We start from the raw sequence: 18,519 nt of genomic DNA on the forward strand, positions 1-18,519 counted from the left end.
ATCGATGAGTCGAATCCTATTGGTGAACCAAGGTCATACAAATAATCTTGGTGATCAGGCAATTGACAAGGTTCTATCAAAGTTCTTGTCGGGGCAACAGCATGAGGTCTATGAATTTCCCTATGAGGTTCAAGTAGAGCAGCGTTTTGCCTCCGCGCTAGATCGCAAAGAGATTTTGCCGAAAATGGTTCGACGCGTGTATCCACTGATTGACCATATGAATTTGACGCGATTGGAAGATAGCCTCTGCCTGATGCCTCCTCTTGACGCGGTTGTGATAGGGGGAGGGGAATTGTTGGCTGATCACCGCGGATTTAATTCGTCTTTTGCTACTCTATGCAATTATTTCCACAAGAAACGTATTCCGGTTCTGGTTACTGGCGTAAGCGGGAACTATCCAAACGATTATAGGGCGGAGCGGTATCGTGCTGCTTTGCATAAATGTGCATATATATCTGTGCGTGATCATTCTACAGAAAAAATGATGCTGGATAAATATGGCATTAAATGTGCCTATGCGCCTGATGTTGTTTTCTCGTATCAGAAACTCTATTCTTTGCCGAAGAACTCCTCTCGGCATCTTCTATGTGTTCCTGTACCCTTCTCACGTGAACAATTCAGTTCGATGGGTCTTCACACTGAAGAAGAGTACGCTGATTACCTGATAAGCCAATTCAACCAGACGAACCTTCCGGTTCTTTTCTCATCAACGGTTAAGGGTGATCTACCCTATGTTAAGCACCTTGCCGACTTAGTTCAGCAAAGAACGGATCATAAGATTGTTCTCTCTAATGATTTTTCATTTGAGAAATTTATGGAAGATTTGTCGTCTGCTGAAGTTGTTATTTCAGGACGTATGCATGCATGCATTCTCGGTGTCGTCTGTGGGGTCGCTATAAAACCAATTCCTTATCGCGAGAAACTCGCAACCTTCTCATCAGAGTATAGTGATGAGCATTCTATAGAGGATGCCGCGAATCTCTCCTATCAAGGACTCCAGCAGCTTGATGAAGCTATCCGTACAGTGTGCAGGAAGTGATATCCGCAAATCCCTCGCGGTTATAGGCGCTGCTAGGATATATGCATTATTTTAATTCATACGAGTGTTCTAAGCCGATTGACATTTTGTAAGGGAGAGCCACGCAATAATGGATGATGAGGAAGCGGTTCTTATAGGCGCAACAAGGGAGGATGGGAAAGAAGTGGAATCCCCGGCAGCCTCGCATGGAAGCAAATGGACTAAATATAAGAATTTAGCCGTTAATATAGCTTTATTCGCTCTGAATTCGGTAGCAACTAAGTTAATAACTTTTCTTCTAGTCCCGCTTTATACGGCCTATATGAATGAAGTCGATTTCGGAATATCTGATATGTCGGCTACGGTAATAAATTTAGCGCTCCCTCTTGCCACTCTTCAAATTGCAGAAGCCATTTTACGTTTCAGCATCGATGATACTGATCATCAGCAGAAGTACATAACGTGGGGCTTTATAATCACTATTCTCAGTTGTGTACTGGTTGGATGTGCCTCCCCCCTTCTGAATGCCAGTATTTTTGGAGGCTTAGGAAAGTATGCGGTCTTTTTTACGGTTGCTTATTCCGTGGCGGCAATACAGCAATTCTGTGGATATATTGCGAGAGGTGTCAATCAGATTAAACTCATCCCATGGTCATCGGTAGCGGTATCGTTCTCTACGGCTATCTTGGCGTGGTACCTCATCGGAGCTCAGGGGATGGGGCTTATTGGCTACTACTGGTCGATTATTTTGGGCGGCTCTTTCGGGATATTCGTCTATATGATCGGGGGACGCCAATATCGTTTCATTCACTTTAAAGTACTACGTAACTCTTCGGGCTATTTAAAGAAGATGCTTGTTTATTCCGTCCCGTTGATGCCTAATGCATTATCGTGGTGGATTGGTGTCAATATCAACAGATTCTTCATTGTCAGCATGCTTGGTATTGCTACGTCCGGAATTTTTGCGGCGGCTTGGAAAATTCCGAATATCGTTAACATGCTAAGTCAGATTTTTATGTCTGCATGGAATCTTTCTGCATTTCAAGAATTCAAAAATAATAATATAGCAAATTTCTATTCCATTATTTTTAAAGTCTATCATGCTATAGCGGCTGTATTGACTTCATCCATCATTATGCTTGCTCCATGGATTGCATCCTTTATGCTGCAGGGAAATTTCTATTCCGGATGGGTCCTGATCCCTATCATGGTGATTGCGGTTTTCTATAGCATTATGAGCTCTTTCTTTGCTTCCCTGTATACGGCCAGCATGAAGACGATGTTTCTGTTTATAACGACCATTGTGGGTGCGGTCGCCGTTGTTATAGCTACCCCTATCTTCATTCACTGGCTCGGATTGCAGGGGGCTGGAGTAGCGATGCTTATCGGGAATGGAATAATCCTTATTCTGCGCATGATCGATTCTAGGAGAATTATGCGATTCCCCATATCTTGGCTTACCCTCATTCCCACCCAGGTGCTTCTTCTTGGCCAAGGCATTATACGTGCGATGGACTTATCGTTCTCAAGTGTATTGGGTTGTGTTCTTTTCGCTGCCATCATCATCTGCCAAGCTATCGAGGTCCTTCCGGCCCTGAAAAGTCTCATAACCGTCGCAAAACGAAAGTAAATGACTGATGAAACAAAGTATAAGCATTATTGTACCGGTCTATAACGTTCACATTCAAACGATTCAATTTATAATTGATAAATATATAAATAATCCCAAATGTAAAATTATTATTGTTTTTGATGGACAGCAAGACAATATGTCGAAAATTCTCGTCGATGAGTCCAAGAGAGAGCAGTGCAAGGTAATCAGCATCCCACACGGAGGCGTGTCAGCAGCCCGGAATGAGGGGCTGAAGCATGCTGATACGGAATGGGTAACATTCTTAGATGCAGACGATGATTTGGATGATGCTGTTCTTCTGGAGATGGTCAAATTTGCGGAGAAAAACACGTGTGATGTAGTGCAGGGTGGTTATAAGACCGTAATGCGACATAGCGTTGAGCATCACGGAAAAGAGGGGAGTCCGCGAGTCATCTCTGATACTGACGATCGCTTTGCATTTCTAGGAAGCATTCTTTCTCCGGATCAAGGAACTGCGAATGTGTGGGGAAAGATTTACAGGACGGCGCTAATCAGGGAAAACGATTTGCTTTTTGATACCTCACTTTCCCTAGGGGAAGATACCGTATTCGTATTTGATACGATATCTCGCAGTTCCCGCATTGGCGTTTATCCGGAGGAGCTGTATGCCTATCAAAGGAATGGGGAATCGACCGTCACTTCCTTTAGGAGAGATTATGAAGAGGATATCCTTCGATTTTTGAGCGTAATTGAGCAACGTGTCCTATCGACAAACAACCAGAAAATATCAGAATATTTTGATTCTTGTGTTGTTTTTCATGAAATAATGATTATCGTCCACTATATTTTTAATCCGAATAGCGATTTAACTAAAAAAGAGCGAAAGGATGCTTTCTCTGGACTTATCCGGCAAGACATTTTCCACAAATCAATTATCAATGTTAAACTTAATACGCTTAGTGTTAGTAAAAGGATCTTTGCGATGGCGATACGGTTGCACTGGTTCTGGCTGTGCGAACAGATGTGCAACGTTAGAAATAGGCAGATTGGATGAAACCTATGGAAAAACTACAGAAAATAGCGATGTGGTTTAGTGTTTCGCCTCTATATCCTTTTATGCAGTTCGCTAAGACTGTTCTCCGCAAGCTGCATCTTACTGAATCCTGTGCAGGGCGATGGCTCAATTCTAAAAGAGTGCGATGTCTGGAAACTTGGTTTGCAAAACAATTTGGAGCCATAGTCGACGGTTATGCTGAATCTTCGGAGACGGCTGTTCCTTTTACGGCCGATTCAGATAAGACAATTTGGGCATGCTGGCTTCAGGGCGTTGAATCGATGCCCCAAACTCTAAAGACAAATCTTGAACGTATCCATAAACTTAATCCCGGTTACACGGTTCGTTGCTTGGATTTATCCAGTGCATGCGAACTGATTGAAGTACCGCCAGTTATCATGGAGCGTTTCCACAAGGGGATGCTTTCCCCGGCTCATTTAGTTGATTACATCAGGGTTGCACTTTTGGAACGATATGGAGGGATCTGGATGGATCTTACTCTTTTTCAAATTGCACCCACTCCTGACGATGTTCTTTCTTACCCCATGTATTCGGTCAAGGGGCTCAAGCCATTTGAATTCTCTCAGTACATACCCGATGGAACTCAGTGGCAGATATATTATCTCGGCGCGCAGCCGCATGCATTGTTTTACAAAGTATTCAAGAAGATGATTGAATCATATATTGAAAAATATAAATACAGTGTCGATTATTTTTTTATGTATTATCTAGCTGCCCTCGCGCGTTCCGTTCCTGCGGTGGAAAAAGGCTATGAAAAGGTTCCAGATAATAACACTCATTGTGAAATGATCATGGACGTTGTTTTGGAGAACATCCCTTTGGAGAACGCATCGTTGCAAAAGCTGTGTTCCAAAGATACATGGATATATAAGACCAGCAATCATTTGAATGAAGTCCAGGAGAAACGACTAAAGAATATTACGGACTGGCTGGATGAAACTAGTGATTCCGCTCTCGTGTCTAAGGGAGGCTTCTAGCTTATGGTGGTGTATCTCTCTGCCTTCGGAATGTCTGTCCTTTTAGGGCTTATAGCGGATGCAACCGCACGGAGGAATCCGGCTGAAAACAGAGCTCTTCCTTGCATCCATTGGTTGTGCCTTTTATGTGCCCCTCTTCCTGTCCTTTTCATTACATGCTTGCGGTACGGTGTCGGCTATGATTACTTCCCTACCTATGTCTCTGATTATTATCGATATCGCATAGGTGATGAAGTGCATTCCGACTTTGGTTTTAATGCGATATATCGTATTAGCCAATGGATATCGGATGATTATCAGCTTTTGTTTATCATCACGGGTGCCCTAGTGGTGCTCTCTGTTTTCATCTCGGCATATCTATGTACCGGTCTGGTTGCCTATTCGACATTGTTATTCCTGTTTGATGACAGCTATTTTAAATCCATTTCAATGGTTGCTCAGTACACGGCTATCGCTATGTTCCTTTTAGCGTTCGCTTTACTATTCGGGCGGAAAGAATCAGTGCCGAACCGTGCCATCGGAATAGTATGCGTTATTCTCGGCGTATGCATCCATTCGTCGGGAGTGATCGTTGCAGTGGCGTTTGTGATTATTGCACTCCTAAAGAATTTCAATAATCTCTTACTGAAAATCTCTATAATTATTCCAATTGTCTTTTTCCTATTGAGGTCTGTTTTAGTAACTCTAGTCCTACGGTTCATGTCCCAGACTCGTTTTGCGAGCTATATAGATTCGGTCTTCCAAGGAAGAGATAGTCTTTCGATGGTCTTAATGGAAGCGTTCTTTTTCATTATCATGCTCATTATATTATTAAAGTGGAAAAAGAACGCTTCAAGGATGCACTATATTGCATTCTTTATGGAATCCATTGCGCTAAGCGTTAGCTTCCTTCAAGGCGTTCCGCTGATGTTCCGCATTGCCTTCTTTTTCGCTTCTTTCCATATCATTACATTCCCTCTATTCCTACGATTGATTCCGAATATATATATAAAGATCGGAATTGGCGCTTTTGTTCTTATATTCGTAACAATATGGTTCTTCACATACCCTGTACAGGGAAACTATGATACACCATTGCCGTATGCTTTCTCCTTTGACCCGTATTCGACCTACAACTAGGTGTCTGTATCATATGCAAAATATACATTAAGGAGTTATTGATGAGATAGGGGCAAAAGTGGTGAATGTCCGGGAGCGACCTATGCATATTGAATTGATATAAACTATTATTCATATATGAGCATGTAGCGATAGTCGGTTTTGCATCGTCGTATGCATTGAATGCCGCATACTGAATATAGGAGAATGGATTTGAACACCTCGGTGAATAAAACCTCTGCGAAAGAAGACCCCCGAAGAGGTCAATTTAACGACGAACGTGGAATGACTTTATCTGGCTTCATTGAGTTATTGGGTAAGCACATCATCTCTATGATTGTAACCTTTGTGATTGTCTTCGCTGGTGTGTGTGTTTTCACTCTACTGCAACCTGCAAAATATACAGCTACTGCCAAACTTTTCGCAACATATTCGCAAAATTCTAATAGCGATGAGACATCAGCTAATGCGAATAATGCGAGTAGCTACATCACAAACCAAATTAAATCCTATCCCTCTCTGACCACCACAGAGGCTGTCCTTGCTCCTGCAGCCGAGAGTTTAGGCACAGGAATAACTGCACAAGAATTGGCGGGTAAGATTACAGCTTCTGTCCCAACCAATACATCCTTTATTAACATCACTGCCCAGGATGGCAACGCACAGATGGCAGCTGCTATGGCCAATGCGGTGGCAGCATCTTTGTCGGAGGTGGTCGGCCATTCTCTTTATTCCGATAGTGCGCAATCACCCATTAAACTCACTATCGTCCAACCTGCCGTCGCTCCGAGTTCACCTACCACTCCTAAAGTGAAAATGAATATAGCGATAGGCTTCTTTGTCAGCCTGTTCCTGGCAATCCTTGTGGCACTCCTGAAAGATCTCTTCTCTACCCGTATTCATGATGAGTCTGAATTAGAATCCTTTATCGGTGCTCCTATTATTGGACGAATTCCGCAGACAGAGGAGCTGAAAGACACGGTGCCGGTTATCATGAATGAACCGGGTAGCCCAATTGCTGAAGATTTCCGGCGGATTGGTACCAATCTCTCATTCTTTACTCCTGTAAGCGGGACGAACTCGAAGCTTGTCATAGTCTCTTCGGTAGGGGTCAATGAAGGTAAGACGACAGTCTGCGCTAATCTTGCTGCCGCATTGGCCGAGACAGGATCGAGCGTGCTCCTCATTGACGCTGATTTGCGGCATCCTTCAATTGCCAAGAAGCTGGAAATTGATGGCAGCGCTGGACTTGTCCATGTTCTCTCGCGGCAGGCTACTGTGAAGGATGTTGTACAGAAGTACTGGAAGTCGAATTTCCATGTAATGCCAGCTGGCCCAACACCTCCTAACGCTGCCATGCTTCTTAATTCGCCTCTGATGGAAGAGCTGATTGCCCAAGCGCTTCGGCAGTACGATTATGTCATCGTGGATACCGCCCCCATGATTGTTGCGAATGAAGCGGCAATCTTCGCAAAGCAAGGTGGCGGCTTGGTTCTCGTTTCTCGCTGTGGCTACACCCTTAAACGGCAGTTGCGTGACATAATGGTGGAGCTTGATAATCTTGAGGTTTCGTTAACTGGCTTCGTCGTCAACTATGCCAAGGCTAGCAAGAAGCTTGCAGGAAGTAGCTACTACTACTATTCAAATGCGGGGCAGCCCGGACCTGACAAGCGTCAGAAAAAGAAGCATCTGTCAAGCTCGGAGTAAGAGCTATAGGCTAAAGTTGTCTGGCGTCTGTGCTGACGCCGGGTGGTGCTAGTCGGTGTCGTTGTATGGGGTGCTGGTGTGGAATTCGTTCCAGTCGATGCCGGTGCCGTATCTGGCGGGGATGCCGTAGACGGCTTGCCGGCCTTGCGGGCTGTGTTCGCATGCCTGTTCGTAGAGCCGGACGATCTGTTCGTTGGTGTAGTAGTGGTCGATCAGGCTGCTGGCGGGGTCCGGGTTCTCGGTGTGCTGCTGGCGCCGCCAGCAGATGGCGTGCATCCGGTGCGTGAGGCTTTGGCCGCGGTGGTCGCGCAGCATTTCGTGCAGCCTGGCGTTGAGCGATGCGAAGAAGGGAGACTGAAGATGAAGGAATCACGTCTACGCCATAGGGTGGAGTGGATTGATGTAGCTAAGGGAATTGGCATCATTCTGGTGTGCTTCGGGCATATTCGGAATGGGAGTGGAGAGAGCGTATGGCTTCCAGCGCTGGACGGATCAATTGACGCAGTCTATCTTTTCCACATGCCTTTGTTCTTTTTCCTTGGTGGCTTGACATTCAAAGGTTCGGTTCCTTTTGGAAAATTCATAGCTCGGAAGGCAAAGACTCTTTTGGTGCCTTACTATGTTTTTTCCCTTTATTTCCTAGCAAAGCCCATTTCCGCGCTAATCGCACCTCAGTTGAATGCCGCTATGCGAGTATCCCGTGATTATGGAGATATCGGTTGGCAATTTGTCAAGGTTCTCTTTTTTGGGTCTGGTCTCTGGTTCTTATGGGCTTATTTTGTTGGTGAGCTTTTAGTGTATTGCATTAATCGGGCCATTACTCTATCCGGTGCCGGTAACATAATAATGGGTTTAGTATTTATATTTATCGGTATGAGGATGGAAGACATTGGCCTTGTCTCCAAAATCCCCTTCCAACTTGTTCTTGGGGTGAAGGCTGCCGGTTTCATTCTACTGGGCATCGCGTGTAAAGGATGGCTGAGTGTTTGTTGGCACGGTATCCGTGATAATAATCCATCGCAAAAGAGGATAGTCGGTATTGCAGGCATCGGCACGCTTGTTTTATTCGTTATCACTGCCGTGTGGTTCTTGAAAACGTCGGACACAAACGGATGGTTAAACTTTTGGATTAAATTTGCGGGAGCGTTTCTCGGCACTGCCTTTACCGTCTTCCTCTCTTTGATTTGTTGGCGAACAAAATGGTTATCTTATATAGGTCGCCATTCCATTTCGTTCTATTGCGTCAACGCGTTCACCTTGAATATCGGGAAGATCCTCTTCTTCAAGGTTCTGAACCTCAATGTTTCTGAAAGTGCAGTTGCGGTTCAGTGGGTAATCGGGCTGTTACTCACTGCATTCTGCCTGGGATTGCTCTGGGCAGAGGATTGGCTCATCAGGCGTTTCATTCCATGGAGTATCGGCTTGAAGACATCGAAGACTGTGGACATGAAGCCGGCAGAAATTTAATGGATTGCACCTGTCACGTAGGACGAGAAGAAATCAAGGATTGTGAAATAAAACTCTCGTTTCGGGGATGCGTGTCAGGAAGTCTTGTATTTCGTCAAGGTGACGTTTCGGAAAGGAGCCCGTGCTGTTTGCGAACATCAGTGTGCTTGGAGGCCAGCGTTTCCGTGTTTTGAGGACGTCTAGTTTTGGAACGGTTATTGTGCTTTGAGGCCAGCTGTGTTTCCATGCTCCTTTACCGCACGATGGGCGCGGAGAAGAAGAGTTCATCTTCGTGGAGCGCAAGAGAAGGAGGAAGTTGGTTTTTTTTCGTGCTTCGCAACCGCGGCTTGTCGCGGCGGATAATGCCATCGCAACGCTATGACCGGAAAACCGGAAGGCTGGCCGGGCAACGAAATCCCCACCGGCAGGCCTTCCGGCGTGCCCCGGCATCAAAGGACAATAACCCGGCCGGCCTGCGCCCACGATAACCACCTGCATCAATCCAGAATAATGCTGGCATCAAAAGGCAATAACCACCGGACTCAATACCTGCAAAATATTCATTCCTAGAAACTCTTTGTGTATTTCTTGCCGAAGAATTTTGCCATTAGGAACGAAGTTATCTTTTTGCGCCAGTTGATTGGTTCGGGACTCACGACAGGTAATTCAACATAGCTATAGCCATGTGTTGTGATCCAGGGATCAAGTAGCATCTCACTTACGCGGCCAATGAACCGTGCATGAAAAGCGTCGTATTGCTTTGGATCGATTCGTTTTTCCAGCTCGAATAGAATGGGGAACATCCAAGCGCAGTATGAATCAAAAAGTTCCTCCTTCATGATGAACATATTGAACATATGCGCACCACGAGAATGCATGGTCTTATCCCAGGCGCCTAGATACTCAGGGCACTGCTCCTGAATTATTTCACGACAGACATCGAGATGGCGTTTCTCGAGGGTATGCTCGTAATGAGAAGCGACGGTCTCAATATAATAATTACGGCGTTTTGCGAGTAGAATATCAGTGTGTTGAAATAATTCTAGAGCTTCCTTTTTTGTCAGGATTTTGTCAAAGGGATCCTTGGAAGATACACTATGGTTCTTCCGTGTCCCTAAATGACGCCGATAGTGTACGAGCCCCTTGTAATTGCTCCGGTTGTTCTTCCATAACCAATATAGGCCCGTAAGTTCGGAATAGAAATCGTTCCGGTCGGAAATGTGAGTGCCTGTATTGTCAGGAGATGCGCCTTCGATAGTAGCGGTTACTTCCGGGTGAAGAGCCGCTCCAACGTGCAAAGGAAGATACATGCTGTCTGTAGGCATGCGGTAAGGCTTATGTGTGGCAACGATTACCGTAATATCGGGTTGCTGCTTCATGCCGTCCTTCGAATCAGCTTGCTTCAAGTGGTCGTCTCCTAATCCATCTTAAAGTTAGAGCCTTAGTTTTTTAAAAATAACTTAGGCATTGTCGCTTCAAGAAGCTTCCTCCTAAAAGCATATTCTATTGTAATTGATTGGCTAACAAGCGCCAAGCATTTCTTCTTGCCCCAGGAATCCTTTCTGCTGTCCATGGGGCGCTTTGAGCGCTGATAGCGGGTTAATTGTTCTCTCTGGCGAGGGTAGCATGGCGTCAACGTCCTGACGTGCAGAGTCGTTCTTATGGTAAAATAGTGATTGCGTTTATTTTCTAACTCGTTGTATTAAAATATTTTAATAATATATCAATTAATAAGAATGAATAATTATGGAATGGGGTTCGGAAGGGAGGGTATGGATTAATACTGGCCGTCGATATTCGAGTACGATGAAATCCTTATTCTGATTTTATCTGCCTAATCCGGAATGGTTAGGTTGCATTGGAAGGTAGAGGACTGTGCGCAACATGCTTCCGAGCGAAAAGATTGATGCAGTGATGGTGGCTAATTTTGATTCCACGGAACAATTAGCGGTTTGGAATGCATTATGTGGAGAGCAGCGTGAAATTATATCATGGAACAAGGCGGATGAGGACTATCCAGTTTTATTGATTAATCGTATTCCGGCGTTTTCGACCTATTTTGCAGGGGTTGCACGTACCGCATACCTCTATCGGAAGAGGCTTGTTGTCACGGTTCCTGAAGTATTTGACGGGATTTTTTCTTGGCTCTTGGGCCGGAGCGCATCAACAGCATTCTCGGGTGCGCGTATAACGACGAACCAGTCCTTGCAATCCTAGGGGAATACCCTACTCTGCGCCAGAGTTTCGAGGCCTTCCTTTTTGGTGAACCTCTAAAGGAATCTCAAACCTCTCCGCATTTGAAACAGATGGTTTATTCCTCGCTGGGAGGATGGGCAGTCGATGGGATGGACCTTTCAGGTTTTGAAAATGCAAGCCAGTCAATGTGGGGAGACGATTTGCTGCCAGACACTTTTGCCCATGTTCTTTACTCTCTGTCTGAGAAAGCTTCTAAGGGAGAGCGTGTTGATTGGTTTAATGAATTGGGAATGTGCTGGAAGCGATGGCTTGATGCAGCGGAATCGGGCCGTGTAGTCTACATCCAGCAGCCCAATGATGGGGAAAACTATCAAGATATATTCTCTGATTTTTCAAAGGTATATCTGCAGAAAATGGAGCGGCATTACGCATTTGATTCAATCCGATACCAGGAATCCCCCTTTTCCTGTCGCCAAGAATTCGCTACGCTGCTAAAAACGATAAGCAGAATTCCGCAGCGATCGAAGGCGTTCAATGAAATCGACAAGTCATCCTTGCCGGAGAATAGTCAGGATGCTGATTCCCGCTCGCTTCCTTATACAAAACGCGCCCTGAAAGATTGGTATCAGGTAGTGTATCAACGATCCTTTGCAGAGTATTTAGGAGCTCCTCTCATAGCAGTAGATGTAGCAGATTGTTCGGTGCGAGGCGTTCTTGAAGGATCTGATGAAGCGGAGAACGAATTAGGCCTAATCCTAAGCGGCGAGATAACTGATATTCTATCCGGGATGCCTGCTGTATGCTTTACGCGTTTTTGCTATGAGCATCGTGAATCGATTAGAAAATGGCGTGCATGTGGGAAGAGCACGCCAACACGAAAGAAACGTGAATGCTGCAGAAATATCGCCTATTATGCCTTGGCCATGAACGATGAGGACACTTTAAAAAGTGAAGGGTGGAATTCGGCAATAGGATTAATAGCTATTTCCGTTGTTGCTGGACTGGCTGTACTTGCAGATATGGCATGGGATATGTCTAGCCTTCCTTTTGCGCTGGCTCTAATTGTGTCATGGGCAATTAACGTCATCTCTAATATGGATCTTGTTTCTACCGTCAAGACGATACTTCGTGTGAAGTCGAGTACCAACACGATTGTGTATCCTGACGTATAGGAATTGACACTCAATGTCTTTCCATTTGGAGGGCACGGAGGGAGCGGATAGCATGTCACAGGAAAGTAAGGGTGCTGCTGCCCGTGAAGTAAGTGATGAACTGCATTCCCCTCATTCCCTCTCTTCGACCTGCGTTTTTCGGGAATACGGTGGGGCTGACTTTACTGTTACGAAGGAGAAAGTAGCAATAAGTGGACTCTCCCAAGAGCTGACCTTTCACTATGCGAGTGTAAAGGAAGGACGTACAGGCGTCATCTGTATCTGTGAAAGAGAAATGATTCATCGCGGGGTAAGGACCGAGGAGCTGCTTTTAGGATTGCACTGGCGCGTTGCTCTTAGCCAGTGGTGTTGGGAATTCCCAAGAGGGATGGGAGAGCAGGGAGAAGGGGTCAAAGACACCGCTATTCGTGAGCTTCGCGAGGAAACTGGCTATACGGCCGTCAACGAAGATATTGATTTTTTACAGGAACTCCATGCTGATGGAGGGGTAGTGAAAGATTCCATTGCCGTGGTGAAGATTACCAGTGACTCCTTTTATGGCGATATGCCTTCGAATTCCCATAAGGATTGGGAACTTACCCGACTTCAATGGATTCCCGTCTCCTCGTTCCGCAAGATGATTGTGGAGGGGAAGATAGTCGATGGATTAACTTTAGCAGCCTTTACCATTTGGAGGGAGATTCGGGATAAGGCAGAGGGAAAGGCTGCAGCGGAATAGCTGCTCTTTTTGCAGACACTGGTATAAGCAATGTGTGTGCGGGCTCTCTTCTGTCCTGTGGTTGTCGGGCAGAAGAGAGCCCCGTGGTGGTTGGCGCAGCCCTGAGGGGGCGCGCCCTGGGGCCGGGATGCGTGTCCCGGCCCGTTTTACTTGTTCAGGTAGGTGTCGAGGCGGTGCAGGAAGGCGGCGGTCTGTTCGCGCAGCACGTCGTCATTGCCGCTGAACTTGCCGTTGTTGCCGTTGATGATCCCGTTGGCCGCGCCCCACAGGATCTCCCTGTTGGCGAACCCGGTGCCGTCCACGTCCGAGAACTTCTTCAGGTCCGAAGCCGACGCCTTGAAGGTGGCCGCATCCGAATCGCCGCGCATGCGCGCGAACCGGTTCATGAACATCGCCATCTCGGCGCGCGTCACCGTGGCCGACCCCTCGAACTTGCCGCTCGAACGGCCCGTCGTGATGCCCTTCGACGCCGCCCACAGGATCGCCTTCGCCGCGAACGAGTTCTCGTTCACGTCCGGGAACTTCTGGTACTCGGCCGCCGTCGGCGAATACGTGATCGCGCTCATGTCGCCTTCCTTGACGGCCAGGCGGTACAGGAACAGCACCGTCTCCGCGCGCGTCGTGGAATCCGACGGGTTGAACTTGCCGNGTAGATGTAGTACCAGTTGAGGTACCAATTGCCCTGGCCCAGCTCGCGGTTGTCCTTGATGGCGGACACGTTGTTGATCTGGATGGACGTGTAGCCGGCCTGCGCGATTTCCTCGAGGTGTTCGCGGATGGTCTGGAACGACCACATGAACGTGTGCAGCGTGGCACCGTCCACCATTTCCTCAGCGAGGCCGTACTTCTTGCGGGCCGTTTCAAAGGCCGCATTGCCACGGGTCGCCGAATAGCTGTCGCGGGTGACGGCCGCTTCGGCCGTTTCCGTCTTCACTGCGCTGACGCCGAGCCCGGCGAACAGCATCGCGGCGGCCGCGATGCCACCGGTTACCTTTTTGCGGAGGGTGCCCGCAAATGATGATGATCTCATGAAGGCTCTCTTTTGACTCTTGCTATTTAGTTCCTGATGAATCCGAATCCGTACGAATCGGGAAGGAAAACCGGGCTCCAGCAGGATTGTTGCTGGAGCCCGATTCGGTCAGTGATGCCTATACGGCCACTGGAGAGATATGCGCCCCTACTTGTTCAGGTAGGTGTCGAGGCGGTGCAGGAAGGCGGCGGTCTGTTCGCGCAGCACGTCGTCATTGCCGCTGAACTTGCCGTTGTTGCCGTTGATGATCCCGTTGGCCGCGCCCCACAGGATCTCCCTGTTGGCGAACCCGGTGCCGTCCACGTCCGAGAACTTCTTCAGGTCCGAAGCCGACGCCGTGAACGTGGCCGCAGCCGAATCGCCGCGCATGCGCGCGAACCGGTTCATGAACATCGCCATCTCGGCGCGCGTCACCGTGGCCGACCCCTCGAACTTGCCGCTCGAACGGCCCGTCGTGATGCCCTTCGACGCCGCCCACAGGATCGCCTTCGCCGCGAACGAGTTCTCGTTCACGTCCGGGAACTTCTGGTACTCGGCCGCCGTCGGCGAATACGTGATCGCGCTCATGTCGCCTTCCTTGACGGCCAGGCGGTACAGGAACAGCACCGTCTCCGCGCGCGTCGTGGAATCCGACGGGTTGAACTTGCCGTTGTTGCCCGTCGAGATGCCGTTCTCGCCCAGCCACTCGATGTCGTCATAGAACCAATGCGACGCAGGCACGTCCGAGAACCGCAACGCCGTCACCGTCACCTGCACGGACGCGGCATGCCCGTTCGCGGACGCGATGATCGTCGCCGTGCCGGCCTTCATGCCCGTGACCACGCCGTCCGAGGACACGCGCGCCACCGACGCGTTGGACGACGACCAGCTGATCGTCTTGTCCGTCGCGTTGCTCGGCGTCACCGTCGCGGTGACCGTGCCCGTGCCGCCCACGGCCACGTCGAGCTTGCCGCTGGACGGGTCCGTGATCTTCACGCCCGTGACCTCGACCGCGGAGGCGTCCGTCACCGTCACCGCGACAGCGCTGGAGACCACGCCGCCCGCGGTGGCCGTGACCGCGGCCGTGCCGGCCTTGACCGCCGTCACCTTGCCGTTGGCATCCACCGTCGCCACCGCCGTGTTGCTCGAACGCCACGTCACCGCCTGGTCCGTCGCGTTCGACGGGGACACCCACGCCGACAGCTGGCCGGTCGCGCCCTTCGCCAAGGACAGCGACGTCGGGGACACCGTCACCGAGGTCACCGCCACCGAAGAAGCCGTCACCGTGATCGTCGCGGTAGCCGTCTTCGAACCGGCCTTCGCCGTGATCGTCGCCGTCCCGGCCTTCACGCCAGTCACCTTGCCCGACGAATCCACCGTCGCAACCGACGTGTTCGAGCTGCTCCACGTCACCGTCTTATCCGTCGCGTTCGACGGGGCAACCGTAGCCGACAGCTGCGTAGTCGAACCGACCGTCACCGAAGCAGTAGTCGGAGACACCGTCACGCTCGTGACATCAACGGTCACCGAGCATGGAGCCGTCGAGGACATGTCGCCGGACTGGTTCAGCCACGTCAGCACTTCACCCGAGCCCGAGTAGTTCAGGCCGGAGGTGCCATTGCGGTTATCCCAGGAGCTGCCGCCGTTGTTGAACACGAACTCGACCTCGGCGCCATCCGTATTCTCAATCGTGTAGTACACGTAGCCAGAGCACGGCGACTGCGTCATCTTGACGCCCGGAGCAGTCGTCCAGGTACCAGACTCGCCGCCAACACGGTAATGCAGATACGTTGAATCAGCACCGAACTTCGACGACGGATAGTAAATCGTCGTCGACGACGTGCCCGGGGTCGGTTCAGGGTCAACCGGCGTGGAGGACTGCGTGACGGTCACGGTAGCCGTTGCCGTCTTGCTGCCTGCCTTCGCCGTAATCGTGGCAGTGCCGGTGGCCTTGGCGGTCACGAGGCCGGAGGAGGACACGGTAGCGACCGACGTGTTAGAGCTCGTCCAGGTCACCGTCTTGTCCGTGGCGTTGCTCGGCGACACGGTGGCCGTCAGCTGCTTCGTCGTCGTGCCGTTCAGGTCAAGCGACACCGTGGTCGGCGACACGGAGACGGACGACACTTCGACGTCGCCGCCGGTGCCGCACGGAACAGTGGCGGAAATCGAGCCGCTGTTGACGACGATCGTTTCGCCGGAGGCGCTGTAGTCGCTGCCGCCGTTGTTGTCCCAAGAACCGGAGCCGTTGTTGAAATCGAAGGTGATCGTCGCGTCGTCGGTGTCCGGAATGGTGTAGGACACCCAGCCGTCGCAGGCCGAATCCATCTTGACGCCCGGAGCCGTCGTCCACGCACCGGTGCCGATGCGGTAGTGCAGGTAGGTGGAATCGGAACCGTAGACCGAGCTCGGATAGTAGATCGTCGTGTCGGTCGTCGTCACCTCGCCGGTGAACGTCAGCGTCACCGAAGCGGACTTGCCGCCTGCCGTCGCCGTAATCGTCACGGTACCGGCCTTCTTGCCGGTCACGAGGCCGGAAGAGGACACGGTGGCGACGGTGGAGTCGGAGGTGGTCCACGTCACCGTCTGGTTCGTGGCGTCAGCGGGGCTGACGGTAGCCGTCAGCTGCTTCGTACGTCCGTTCGCCAGGTTGATCGAGCCAGTGCCCTGGCCGGAAATCGCGACGGAGTCGACGTCGATGACCTTGTTCTTCGTGTAGGTATAGGTGTGCGAAATGGTGTTGCCGTTGTTGCCGGTACCCGTAACGGTGACGGTCACCGAGCCGCCCGAAGCGGTGCTCGCGCCAACGTTGATGACGTCGCCATCGGAGAAGGAACCGGACTGGCCGTCGGACGTGGTGTAGCGCGCATTCGCCATGTTGAACGAACGGAGCGTGACCTTCTGGGTGTCGTCGAAGTTGCCCTTGTTCGGCATCGCTTCGGCGGAGGAGATCGACGTGTAGGAAATCGTCGGGTTGTAGAACGCGGCGATGGTGTTCGCGCCGACCGAACCGGAGGTGATCTTGCCGCCGGAGACGGTGATCGTCGAGCCGGAAACCTCATCGGTGTAGGTGCCGTTGTCGAGCTTCGTCGACAGGCCTACGAGCGACGTGGCGCCGTTGGCGTTCGTGGCGACGAGGACGCCGTCGTTCGCCGAGCTGCCGTCGGACTTGTAGCGCTCGACCATGATGCAGTTGTCGCTGTTGCAGTTGGACACGTTGTTGGCATTGCCCACCATCGCGTTGCGGAAGTGGTTCGACGCGACGATGCCCGGGTTCTTCCAGTCATCGGAGCCGACGTCGCCGATCTTCGACTTCTCGGAGAACCACTCCTGGGTGCCGCCGGAAGCATACGGACGGTTGAAGAACAGCGACATGCCCTCGCCCATGGCGTTCATGGCAGCGAAGACCGGGCGGATCTGCTCTTCGGTGTACTTCTCGGACTGGCGGTCGCAGTAGTTATCGTGCGACTCCACCCAGTTCACGCGCTGGGAAGACGGCACGTCGATACGCGTGTTCGTGAAGAAGCGGGTGTTGAGGCTGTTGTCCTGCACGGCGCCGCGAAGCTCGATGCCGTAGTCGGAAGCCGTCACGCCGCCGCCACCGACCGAGGAAGCCGCGAACATGGCGGCGTAATCGGTTTCGCGCACGTTCTTGTCCTGCAGCACTTCGCCGTACTGGTACTGGGCGCCGTTGTTGAGGATGCTCGTCCAGTAGGTGGAGTTGCCGAATTCGCCCGGCAGCTCGATGTGCTTGGCGGCGTCGTAGCGGAAGCCGTCGGCGCCGTCAGCGATGATGCGCTGGTAGAACTCGGTCATCCGGGCCTCGACGGTGCTGTTCTGCGTGTTGAGATCCCACAGGCCCGAGAGCGTGTTCTGCGTGCAGTCCTCGCGGTCGTTGTAGTCCGAGATGTTCTTCTGTGGATGGAAGTAGTCGGTGTTCTGCCAGGATTCGTCGATGACATCCCAGTCTGACGTGAAGTGGTTCGCGACGGCGTCGACGATGACGCGCAGGCCATAGGAGTGCGCTTCGTCGCACATCGCGATGAATTCCTCTTCGGAACCGAGGATGTAGTTGCCGATGGTGTTGTTCGTGGGCTGGTAGATGTAGTACCAGTTGAGGTACCAATTGCCCTGGCCCAGCTCGCGGTTGTCCTTGATGGCGGACACGTTGTTGATCTGGATGGACGTGTAGCCGGCCTGCGCGATTTCCTCGAGGTGTTCGCGGATGGTCTGGAACGACCACATGAACGTGTGCAGCGTGGCACCGTCCACCATTTCCTCAGCGAGGCCGTACTTCTTGCGGGCCGTTTCAAAGGCCGCATTGCCACGGGTCGCCGAATAGCTGTCGCGGGTGACGGCCGCTTCGGCCGTTTCCGTCTTCACTGCGCTGACGCCGAGCCCGGCGAACAGCATCGCGGCGGCCGCGATGCCACCGGTTACCTTTTTGCGGAGGGTGCCCGCAAATGATGATGATCTCATGAAGGCTCTCTTTTGACTCTTGCTATTTAGTTC

Annotated in this window: 14 protein-coding genes; 10 read left to right on the top strand and 4 right to left on the bottom strand. The window is 50.7% G+C overall.

Annotation, left to right across the window (positions count from 1 at the left end; genetic code table 11):
* Positions 1-22: 22 nt before the first annotated feature.
* The 6 genes from AC1AXT_RS05540 to AC1AXT_RS05565 all read left to right on the top strand — a co-directional run bounded on the left by AC1AXT_RS05540 (position 23) and on the right by AC1AXT_RS05565 (position 7,469).
* Positions 23-1,039: a polysaccharide pyruvyl transferase family protein gene (locus AC1AXT_RS05540; protein WP_476542185.1), complete on the top strand. Its 1,017-nt coding sequence runs from the start codon at positions 23-25 to the stop codon at positions 1,037-1,039.
* Positions 1,040-1,148: 109 nt separating this feature from the next.
* Positions 1,149-2,648 carry a lipopolysaccharide biosynthesis protein gene (locus AC1AXT_RS05545; RefSeq protein WP_476542186.1) on the top strand — a complete coding sequence of 500 codons (1,500 nt, stop codon included), beginning with the start codon at positions 1,149-1,151 and terminating at the stop codon, positions 2,646-2,648.
* 7 nt (positions 2,649-2,655) lie between these two features.
* Positions 2,656-3,666: a glycosyltransferase gene (locus AC1AXT_RS05550; RefSeq protein WP_476542188.1), complete on the top strand. Its 1,011-nt coding sequence runs from the start codon at positions 2,656-2,658 to the stop codon at positions 3,664-3,666.
* A gap of 5 nt (positions 3,667-3,671) precedes the next feature.
* Positions 3,672-4,664, top strand: coding sequence for a capsular polysaccharide synthesis protein (locus tag AC1AXT_RS05555; protein ID WP_476542190.1), 993 nt, complete (start codon positions 3,672-3,674; stop codon positions 4,662-4,664).
* A 3-nt stretch (positions 4,665-4,667) separates the two neighbouring features.
* Positions 4,668-5,783 carry an EpsG family protein gene (locus tag AC1AXT_RS05560; RefSeq protein WP_476542191.1) on the top strand — a complete coding sequence of 372 codons (1,116 nt, stop codon included), beginning with the start codon at positions 4,668-4,670 and terminating at the stop codon, positions 5,781-5,783.
* A 186-nt stretch (positions 5,784-5,969) separates the two neighbouring features.
* Positions 5,970-7,469: a tyrosine-protein kinase domain-containing protein gene (locus AC1AXT_RS05565; protein ID WP_476542193.1), complete on the top strand. Its 1,500-nt coding sequence runs from the start codon at positions 5,970-5,972 to the stop codon at positions 7,467-7,469.
* Between the two features lie 48 nt (positions 7,470-7,517).
* Here AC1AXT_RS05565 and AC1AXT_RS05570 read toward each other — a convergent pair whose 3' ends face one another.
* Positions 7,518-7,784, bottom strand: coding sequence for a hypothetical protein (locus AC1AXT_RS05570; RefSeq protein ID WP_476542194.1), 267 nt, complete (start codon positions 7,782-7,784; stop codon positions 7,518-7,520).
* A gap of 45 nt (positions 7,785-7,829) precedes the next feature.
* Between AC1AXT_RS05570 and AC1AXT_RS05575 the strand changes: the two genes are divergently transcribed.
* The gene (locus AC1AXT_RS05575; protein WP_476542195.1) at positions 7,830-8,936 is read left to right on the top strand and encodes an acyltransferase family protein; all 1,107 of its coding nucleotides are present in this window, start codon (positions 7,830-7,832) and stop codon (positions 8,934-8,936) included.
* A 545-nt stretch (positions 8,937-9,481) separates the two neighbouring features.
* On the opposite strand, the gene AC1AXT_RS05580 is transcribed toward AC1AXT_RS05575, so the two are convergent.
* Complete coding sequence (locus AC1AXT_RS05580) at positions 9,482-10,321, bottom strand: DUF4422 domain-containing protein (protein WP_476542197.1); 840 nt, start codon at positions 10,319-10,321, stop codon at positions 9,482-9,484.
* Between the two features lie 469 nt (positions 10,322-10,790).
* Here AC1AXT_RS05580 and AC1AXT_RS05585 point away from each other — a divergent pair, with 469 nt between their 5' ends.
* The 3 genes from AC1AXT_RS05585 to AC1AXT_RS05595 all read left to right on the top strand — a co-directional run bounded on the left by AC1AXT_RS05585 (position 10,791) and on the right by AC1AXT_RS05595 (position 13,001).
* On the top strand, positions 10,791-11,132 hold the full coding sequence (locus AC1AXT_RS05585) for a hypothetical protein (RefSeq protein ID WP_476553055.1): 342 nt from the start codon (positions 10,791-10,793) through the stop codon (positions 11,130-11,132).
* A gap of 80 nt (positions 11,133-11,212) precedes the next feature.
* Positions 11,213-12,283: a hypothetical protein gene (locus AC1AXT_RS05590; protein ID WP_476542200.1), complete on the top strand. Its 1,071-nt coding sequence runs from the start codon at positions 11,213-11,215 to the stop codon at positions 12,281-12,283.
* A 52-nt stretch (positions 12,284-12,335) separates the two neighbouring features.
* Entirely contained in the window at positions 12,336-13,001 is a 666-nt protein-coding gene (locus AC1AXT_RS05595) for an NUDIX hydrolase (protein WP_476542202.1), read from the top strand.
* Between the two features lie 146 nt (positions 13,002-13,147).
* On the opposite strand, the gene AC1AXT_RS05600 is transcribed toward AC1AXT_RS05595, so the two are convergent.
* Together AC1AXT_RS05600 and AC1AXT_RS05605 are read right to left on the bottom strand one after the other, a co-directional pair.
* Complete coding sequence (locus AC1AXT_RS05600) at positions 13,148-13,567, bottom strand: S-layer homology domain-containing protein (RefSeq protein WP_476562938.1); 420 nt, start codon at positions 13,565-13,567, stop codon at positions 13,148-13,150.
* Between the two features lie 611 nt (positions 13,568-14,178).
* Positions 14,179-18,486, bottom strand: a complete 4,308-nt coding sequence (locus AC1AXT_RS05605) for an Ig-like domain-containing protein (RefSeq protein ID WP_476562939.1) — start codon at positions 18,484-18,486, stop codon at positions 14,179-14,181.
* Positions 18,487-18,519: the final 33 nt, after the last annotated feature.

The organism is Bifidobacterium sp. LH_450 (assembly GCF_056356715.1).